2 protein-coding genes and 1 pseudogene are annotated in these 2,069 nt (G+C 62.2%); 2 read left to right on the forward strand and 1 reads right to left on the reverse strand.

Going from position 1 to position 2,069, the window contains the following annotated elements:
* Positions 1–291 (reverse strand): annotated as a pseudogene (locus tag EN914_RS33270) (acyl-CoA dehydrogenase); the annotation flags it as partial.
* Between the two features lie 214 nt (positions 292–505).
* On the opposite strand from EN914_RS33270, the gene EN914_RS33275 reads away from it, so the two are divergent.
* Positions 506–724, forward strand: coding sequence for a hypothetical protein (locus EN914_RS33275; RefSeq protein ID WP_013532811.1), 219 nt, complete (start codon positions 506–508; stop codon positions 722–724).
* Positions 725–970: 246 nt separating this feature from the next.
* On the forward strand, positions 971–2,069 hold a 1,099-nt coding region (locus tag EN914_RS33280), incomplete at its 3' end, for a glycoside hydrolase family 25 protein (protein ID WP_164779103.1).

Below are 2,069 nucleotides of genomic sequence, written 5' to 3' on the forward strand. Positions count from 1 at the left end.
ATATTCCTCAGGCCCGGAGAGCGCATTCCAGCCGCCATCGATCCAGCGGCGATAGAGTTCCTTCCAGCCGGGCGGTGTGGTGACGGCAGCGTCCTTCAGCACGGCACCTTGCCGATCGCCGATCGTGTAGAGCGGTGCGACCTCTTCAGTGGCGAAGCGGCCGGCCTCGCCAAGAACGGCATCGACCAGGTCATCGCCGAGATCGCCGAACCTGCCGGCATCGAGCGCCGATTTCATGCCGGCGACGTGCTTGAGCGTGAAGGCGATATCCTCGACCGGTGCCCTATACATGCCGCTCACTCCTCCTGATGCATCGGCCCGCCCAACCCTAGAGCCGGCGCCGCTGCAAAACCACCCGCCGTATCAGCGCTCTCCCATCTTCTTTTTACGTAAACGTCAAATTTTGTCACGCGGATTTTGCAATCGCGGCGGCGCGTATTAAGTTCAATCCATGCCGGATCAAGTCGACCGGCGACGGATCAGAACCAGCCAACCGGAACCGCCCATGCTTGCCAGACCCGACGCCTATCGCTGCATCGAATGCGGCCTGCCCTATCGAGCGGAGGGGTTCTGCTACCATGGCGGCAGACTGGACCACGGGGCCGCCTACTGGTCGGATCGCGGCATATTATGCTCGCCGCAATGCTCACTCGCCCACCACCGCAAACGCGCCGCCGAGGGCACGCTGCGGCAAGAGCCGGCTCCGGACCCGTTTGAATTCTAGCAGCTGATGCGTCGCCAGCTTTTCTGAAGTCAGCCCCGAAAGTACTTCCTTAACCATAGCCGTTCAGGATTTGTCTTTGATCAACGGGGATTCCCTGTTTTGAAAAGGACGGCGCGTCTCCTTCGCCGCTTGAAGAGTGTCGTGCCGACGCCCTTCAAGCCATTGTTTCCTCCGCATGTCGTTGCCCCAAAACCGCTGCACACTTTTGGGCGACATGCGCTGGCGCTTCTCGCCTTGGCGGCGACGATGGCGCTGTCCACGGCGGCAAAGGCTTCGGATTTTTCCGAACCCTGGAAGAACGCCGACCGCGCTTTGGTGGTCGATGCCTACGAATACAATTCCATCGATTGGGCGCAGCTCGCCACCGACAAGCGGGTCGTCGGCTTCATCAACAAGGCCTCCGACGGCATGCCGCCGCCCTATTTCTGCCTGGGCAACGACATTGAGGTGAAGCTTTGCAAGGCGCTGTGGAAACGCCATGCGGTGACGCGCGAACTGTTCCAGACGCGCCGGGTGGTGGCCAAGGCACTCGGCCTGAAATGGGGCGCCTATCACCTTGCCCGCCCCGGCAATCCGGTCGAGCAGGCCAACAATTTCCTCGATTTCGCCGAGCCCGCACCAGACGATCTCATGGCTCTCGACATTGAGGGCAATGATCCCTCGCAATGGATGTCGCTCGACGATGCCGAGGAGTTCGTGCGCCAGGTGCATCGGCGCATCGGCCGTTTCCCGGTGCTGTACACCAACGGCAAGACCGCCCAGTACATTGCCGACAACAGCTACCGATACCGGCTCCTGTCGCGGCTGCCGCTCTGGTATGCCCGCTATAAGTCCGACATCGACGTGCATTTTGCGATGGGCAACTGGCAAGGCTACGCACTGTGGCAGTTTTCGGCGCAAGCCAATTGCGGCCGTTTCCGCTGCCCTTACAGGGTTGCCGGCACGCCTAACGACATAGACGTCAATGTCGCGCCGACCGACGCCGCCACGCTGCGCGCGCAATGGCCGTTCGGCGGGCTTATCGACGTGCCGCCGGACTATCTCGCCTCCATACCGCTACCGGTTTCACGCGAGGCCGGCCTCGCCGGCAATGTCACCATCACCTATGCGTCTGTGGCCGCGCCGCCGACTTTCGAGGACATGGTCGCAGCGTTGGGCACACGCTGGTCCCGTTTCCGCGACGGCTTCCGCATGCCGGTCGTGAAGACGGTGCCCCGGAGACCGAGTTTCGGCATTGTCCAATATGTCGCCTGGAAGCGGACCGAGCGGCGTTCGCCCGCACAACTCGACGCTGCCTTTGCCGTTGCCGATCCGCTCAGCACCGCTTCCAGGCGACATATTGGAC

The sequence above is a fragment of the Mesorhizobium sp. M7A.F.Ca.CA.001.08.2.1 genome (assembly GCF_003998455.1).
In the GTDB taxonomy this organism is placed as follows: domain Bacteria; phylum Pseudomonadota; class Alphaproteobacteria; order Rhizobiales; family Rhizobiaceae; genus Mesorhizobium; species Mesorhizobium ciceri.

What these genes read in the sequence shown, in the direction of transcription:
- EN914_RS33275 (WP_013532811.1), top strand. Translation starts at nt 506, where the DNA reads ATGCTTGCCAGACCCGACGCCTATCGCTGCATCGAATGCGGCCTGCCC.